Raw genomic sequence first — 6,381 nt, forward strand, 5'->3', positions numbered from 1 at the left:
ACCATGACGTCGGAGGCGGCGAACACCGCGTCCACGTCGGGGCGGCGGGCCAGCAGTTCCCGCATGGCCCGGGCGCCGCTCTCCTCGCTGAAGTCGGCGGGCGCGATGAGCCGTTCGTCGGGGTCGAGCCCCGCCGAGGCCACGGCCTTGCGGTAGCCGTCGAGCCGGCGCTGGGCGCCGTACACGTCGAGGCGTCCGGTGATGGTGGCGATGGTCCGGCGGCCTCGCGATATGAAGTGGTCGACGGCCGCGCGGGCGCCCTCGAAGTTGTCGGAGTCGACCGACGGCAAGGTCTCCGCCGCGTGCCTGCGGCCGCTGATCACGGAGGGCATACCGAGCTGTTCGAGCAGGTCCGGCAGCGGGTCGTCGGCGTGCACCGAGACGAGCAGCACCCCGTCGACCCGGTGCGCGGTCAGGTACTGGGCCAGCCGGCGGCGCTCGCGGTCGTTGCCCGCGAGGGTCAGCAGCAACTGCATCTCGGTGTCGGCGAGTGCCGCCCCGACGCCGCGCACGATGTCGGAGAAGTACGGTTCGGCGAAGAAGCGCGTCTCGGACTCGGGGACGACGAGCGCGATGGCGTCCGTGCGGTTGCCGGCGAGCGCCCGGGCCGCCCGGTTGGGTACGTAGCCGAGTTCGGCGACCGCGGCCTCGACCGCCTCGCGGGTCTGGGCGCTGACGCGCGGCGAGCCGTTGATGACGCGTGAGGCCGTGCCCCGCCCGACCCCGGCCCGTGCCGCTACCTCTTCGAGCGTGGGCCGCCCGCCACTTCGTACTCGCGCTGCCGCCATGGCTGCCTCCCGTTCGCGGTCAATTTCTCACAGCCGGATACCCAAACCAAGTCCCGCCGTCCGATCCCTTGACGCATGTGCGGCCACGACCTGGGGTCCTGCGGCCCCGCATCTCTTGGGAGCGCTCCCAAGACTACGGTGTCCGGATGACGAACAGGTAGGACGGGCATGGAAAAGCGGGACCCGGCCTCCCGGCCGGGTCCCGCTCAGGTGTGACGGCGGCGGTCAGGCCGTGCCGTCGACCGGCGGCAGGGCGTGACGGCGGATCACCTCGGAGTACCAGTGGGCGCTCGCCTTGGGGATGCGGCGCTGGGAGGCGTAGTCGACGTACACGGCGCCGAAGCGCTTCGAATAGCCGTACGCCCACTCGAAGTTGTCCATCAGCGACCACAGGAAGTAACCGCGGACGTCCGCACCGTCGGCGACGGCCCGGCGTACGGCGTCGAGGTGGCCGTGCAGGTACGCGATGCGCTCGGGGTCCTCGACCTTGCCCTCGGGCGAGACGTAGTCGTCGAAGGCGGCGCCGTTCTCGGTGACCATCAACGGCAGCTCCGGGTGGTCCCGGTGGACGTCCATGAGGAGGTTGTAGAGCCCGTTGGGATCGATCGACCAGTCCATCGCGGTGCGCTCCTTCCCCTCGGCGAGGTGGAAGGCGACGTGCTCGGAGCCGGGCCACGGGGAGTGGTCGCTGGCTCCGTGGGCGTCGCTGCGCGCGTAGTCGGCCCCCTCCGCCGGGGCGGAGACGAGCGTCGGCGTGTAGTAGTTGATGCCGAGCGCGTCGATGGGCCGCGAGATGGTGGCGAGGTCGCCGTCCTGGACCAGCTTCGACCAGTCGACCAGGTGCGAGGTGTCGGCGATCAGGTCCTCGGGGTACTCACCGCGCAGCATCGGGCCGGTGAAGACCCGGTTGCCGACCGCGTCGATCCGGCGGGCGGCGTCCGCGTCGGCCGCGCTGTCGGTGAGCGGGCGGACCTGGTGGAGATTGAGGGTGACCGAGGTCTGCGCCGCAGCGGGGAGTTGGGTACGCAGGACCTCGATCGCCCGGCCATGGGCGAGGTTGAGGTGATGGGCCGCCTGCAGCGCCGCTGCGGGCTCGGTGCGGCCGGGCGCGTGCACGCCGGAGCCGTAGCCGAGATAGGCCGAGCACCAGGGCTCGTTGAGGGTGGTCCACATGCCGACGCGGTCACCGAGCGCGCCGGAGACGATCGCGGCGTAGTCGGCGAACCGGTCCGCGGTCGCCCGCTCGGGCCAGCCGCCGGCGTCCTCCAGCTCCTGGGGCAGGTCCCAGTGGTAGAGGGTGGCGACGGGCATGATGCCCGCGTCGAGCAGCTCGTCGACGAGCTTGCGGTAGAAGTCCAGGCCGCGTTCCACGGCGGGGCCGCGTCCGGTGGGCTGGACCCGCGACCAGGAGACGGAGAAGCGGTAGGCCTTGAGCCCGAGCCCCTTCATCAGGGCGACGTCGTCGCGGTAGCGGTGGTAGTGGTCGGCGGCGATGTCGCCGGTGTCGCCGTTGCGGACCTTGCCGGGGGTGCGGCTGAAGGTGTCCCAGATGGACGGCGTCCGGCCGTCCTCGGCGGCGGCGCCCTCCACCTGGTAGGAGGCGGTGGCCGCGCCCCAGAGGAAGCCCGTGGGGAAGTTCGTTGCCTCGGGCGCCTGGGGGGTGGTGTCGGGTCGTACTGCAGTCATGTTGGGAGCGCTCCCATGGGTTGACGAACGTGGACGGGAAGAGCGGGGACCCCGGTACCCGTACGGCCTGCGGTCAGGTACAGGCCGTACGGGACGGCCGGGGTCGGACCGGATACGGAACAAGCGGGCCGGCGGTCAGCCCTTGACGGCGCCTGACATGATGCCACCGACGATCTGCTTGCCGAAGATCACGAAGACGACGAGCAGTGGCACGGTGCTGATCAGCGCGCCGGCCATGACGATGCTCTGGTCGGGGACGTAGGAGGCGCTCAGCTGTCCGAGTGCCACCTGGAGGGTGGGGTTGTCCTGGCTCAGGGCGAGGTAGGGCCAGAAGAAGTCGTTCCACGTCTGGACGAAGGTGAGCATGCCGAGCACCATCATGGCAGGGCGGGCCACGGGGAGCACGATGCTCCACACGATGCGGAGATTGTTCGCTCCGTCCATCCTGCCCGCCTCGATGAGCTCGTACGGCAGCGCCTCCAGCAGGTACTGGCGCATGAAGAACACCCCGAAGGCGCTCACCAGGGTCGGGAAGATCACCGACTCCAGCTGACCGCCCCACCCGATGTCGGCCATCATCATGAACAGGGGTACGACGCTCAGCTGCGGGGGAATCGTCAGAGTGGCGATGACCACGGTCATCAGCACTCCACGGCCCTTGAAGCGCATCTTGGCGAAGGCGTACCCGGCCAGGGTGCAGAAGAACAGGGTCGCCGTGGTGATGCAGGCGGACACGATGAACGTGTTGACGATGGCCGTGCCGAGGTGAGCCTGTTCCCAGGCCGCCTGCAGGTTGTGGAACAGATTGCCGCCCGGGAGGAACGGCGGTGGCGTGTCGAGCACCTCGTTCTGGGTACGGGAGGCGGTGACGAGCGTCCAGTACAGCGGGAACAGCGAGCCGATGCCGACGACGGCCAGGGCGATGTAGGCGAAGGGACCCGCGTGGTGCTGGCGGCCGGCACCGGGCTTGAACCGGCGGCGCGGCGGCTCACCGCGGACGGCGGACTTGGAGACGCCGCTGCGGTCGGGTGCGGCGATGGGGCTGGTGGTGGTCATGTGTATCGCTCCCCGTCAGGCCGCGGTCTTGCGCATGAAGCGCCCGACGAGCCAGTTGATCGCGGCAATGAGCAACAGCAGGGCGAGCATGGCCCAGGCGACTGCGGCGGCCGGTCCGAGGTGCAAGAGGTTCCAGCCGTAGTTGTAGAGGTAGATACTGAGCGTCTCGTACTGGTGCTCGGTGCCGCCCTGGGCCCCGTTGGTACCGCCCTCGAGCAGGAGGGGTTCACCGAACAGCTGCATGGAGCCGATGGTCGAGATGACGATCGTGAAGAGGATCGTCGGCCGCAGCGAGGGGATCGTCACGTTGCGGAACTGCTGCCAGCGGGAGGCTCCGTCGAGCGACGCGGCCTCGTACAGGTCCGAGGGCACCGCCTGCATCGCCGCGAGGTAGATCAGCGTGTTGTAGCCCGTCCAGCGCCAGATCACGATGACGGCGATGGCGATCTTCGACGTCCAGTGGCCGTTGGCCCAGTTCGTATCGCCGGCGCCGAAGAAACTGAGCACCCAGTTCAGCAGGCCGCCGTCCGCACGGAAGACCAGGGCGAAGACGAGGGCGGCCGAAGCCACCGAGGTGGCGTACGGGGTGAGGATCACGGTGCGCCAGAACGTGCTGGCACGCAGCTTGTAGTTCAGCAGGTGCGCGAGACCGAGCGCCATCATCAGCTGCGGAACGGTCGAGATGACACCGATGACGAAGGTGTTGGTGACCGCGGTCCAGAACTCGGAGTCCTGCAGGATGGTGCTGAAGTTTTCCCAGCCCACCCATTCCATCTGGTCGAGATCGGTCATCTCCACCCGGTGGAGGGCGATCCAGCCGGTGTAGATGAGCGGGTAGAGCCCGAAGGCCCCGAAGACGAGGAAGAAGGGGGCGATGTAGGCGTACGGCGACACCTTGTCGTCGAAGCGCCACAGCCGACTGCGCCATGCCTGACGGCCGGGGGTCATGGGCTTCGGGGCGCGGCGGCTGGGGCGTGAGCCCTGTGCGCCCCGGGCGGGGGTGGTGGTTGCCACAGGTGGGAGTCCTTCCCTGGGGTGTGCCGACACCGCAGGGGCAGGCCGGATCTCTGGTCGGGTCCGGCGGAGGTGTCGGAAGCCGTGCACGGGCCGGCGTGGGAACCGGCACCGGTGCGGGCGGCCGGGGACTCGTGGAAGACGTCCCGGCCGCCCGCACCGGCAAGGATCAGCCGATCACCTTGTCGATGGACTTGACGGCGTCGTCCCAGGCCTTGTCCGGGCTGGTGCCCCGCTGCTCCATGTTGTTGATCTGGGTGGAGATGGAGTCCTTGATGATGCCGTCCTTCGGGCCGAGCACGGCGGCGGGGATGACCTTGGCCTCTTCGGCGTAGATCTCACCGATGGGGGCGTTGTTGAAGTACTCCAGCTTGGCGGTCTTCACATCGGGGAGCTCGTAGGCGCCCTTGTTCGACGGGAAGAGACCGGCGGCCTTGAAGACGGCGGCCTGCTGTTCGGGGGCGGTCAGCCACTTGACGAGCTCGCCGGCCTCCTTGACGTGCTTGCCCTTGGCCGGCACGGAGAGGAACGAACCACCCCAGTTGGCCGCGGTCTCACCCGGGGTGCGGGCGATGTCCCACTTGCCCTTGAACTCGTCACCGGCGTACGTGGAGATCTGCGCCGCCATCCACGCGGGGCAGGCCACGGTCGCGATGCTGCCCTTGCGCAGGGCGGCCTTCCACGGGTCCTGGAACTGGGCCAGGCCCTGGGTCAGCTTCTTGTCGACCGCATCGGCTGCGAGGTCCCAGCCCGCCTTGACGCCGGCGCTCTCCTTGTAGATCGCCTTGCCGTCCTTGGAGTAGTACTGCTCCTCGTCGGAGCTCACCACGCCGTTGTACATGGCGCTGGCGGAGTCCATGAAGTAGGTGTCCTTGGGGGCCTTCTTCTTGTACTCCTCGCCGAGGTTGAGGTAGTCCCCCCAGCCGCCGGCGACCTTCTTGGCGACCTCTTCGCGGTCGGCCGGCAGGCCGGCCTGCTCGAACAGGTCACGGCGGTAGCAGATCGACATCGGGCCGATGTCGGTACCCGCGCCGATCACCTTGCCCTCGTCGGTGCTGGCCTGCAGCGCCTTCCAGTTGACCCACTCGTTGACGTCGATGACCTCGGACAGGTCGGCGAAGGCGTCCGCCTTGGTGTCGACGAGTTCCTTGACGCGGCCGACCTCGATGCCCTGGATGTCGGCCAGTCCGCTGCCCGTGTTGAGCTGCTGGAGGAACTTGGGGTAGTAGACCTTCTCGTCGGACGTCGTCGTTTCCTTGACCGTGATGTTCGGGTGGAGCTCGTGGTACTTCTCGAAGAGCCCCGCCTCCTTGTAGCCGAACTGACCGAAGTCGGCGACGGTCAGGGTGATGTTCCCGTCCGCTTCGGCCTTGTCGGAGTCCGAACCGGAGTCGCTGCAACCGGTCAGCAGCAGGGCGGCGGTCGTGAGACCCGTGGTGGCCAGGACGGCCGTTCTGCGACGTCGACCAGCGACGGTGCGGGTGATGCGCATTCCACTACTCCTTGTTCCAGGGTGGGACTGGCGTTCGATCTGCTCGGCATACGCGCTGGTGGCCGCGGGTGCCGGTGGTACGGAGAGACATGGGCGGTGTCGTCCCCGTACGAGCGAAAAACCTCGTTCGATATGGGAGCGCTCCCATGCGCTGATGCCGGAAGATTGCTGCCTCAAGGGGGTGGGTGTCAAGAGTTGAAGACGCTTCCGTTGCCCGAGTGTGTCCTCCAAGTCACGTTAACGTGTCCGCCCGAGGTCTTGCGCTTCCGCGCACACACTGCATGCCCCTCGACGGATTATCCCAATAGCCGCAGGTCACAGGGGTGTTGGCGGCCGGACGAGCGG

5 protein-coding genes are annotated in these 6,381 nt (G+C 68.5%); all 5 read right to left on the reverse strand.

Annotation, left to right across the window (positions count from 1 at the left end; genetic code table 11):
• A partial coding sequence (locus IH13_RS0134395) for a LacI family DNA-binding transcriptional regulator (RefSeq protein WP_037843241.1) occupies window positions 1-788 on the reverse strand: 788 nt, incomplete at its 3' end.
• Between the two features lie 225 nt (window positions 789-1,013).
• Window positions 1,014-2,474: a GH1 family beta-glucosidase gene (locus IH13_RS0134400; RefSeq protein ID WP_031090792.1), complete on the reverse strand. Its 1,461-nt coding sequence runs from the start codon at window positions 2,472-2,474 to the stop codon at window positions 1,014-1,016.
• Between the two features lie 135 nt (window positions 2,475-2,609).
• A complete protein-coding gene (locus IH13_RS0134405) occupies window positions 2,610-3,530 on the reverse strand; it encodes a carbohydrate ABC transporter permease (RefSeq protein WP_031090794.1) in 921 nt (306 codons plus the stop codon).
• Window positions 3,531-3,545: 15 nt separating this feature from the next.
• Window positions 3,546-4,544 carry a carbohydrate ABC transporter permease gene (locus IH13_RS0134410; RefSeq protein ID WP_031090797.1) on the reverse strand — a complete coding sequence of 333 codons (999 nt, stop codon included), beginning with the start codon at window positions 4,542-4,544 and terminating at the stop codon, window positions 3,546-3,548.
• A gap of 169 nt (window positions 4,545-4,713) precedes the next feature.
• Window positions 4,714-6,036, reverse strand: coding sequence for an ABC transporter substrate-binding protein (locus IH13_RS0134415; protein ID WP_031090799.1), 1,323 nt, complete (start codon window positions 6,034-6,036; stop codon window positions 4,714-4,716).
• Window positions 6,037-6,381: the final 345 nt, after the last annotated feature.

It is taken from the genome of Streptomyces sp. NRRL WC-3549 (assembly GCF_000721935.1).
Taxonomy (GTDB): domain Bacteria; phylum Actinomycetota; class Actinomycetes; order Streptomycetales; family Streptomycetaceae; genus Streptomyces.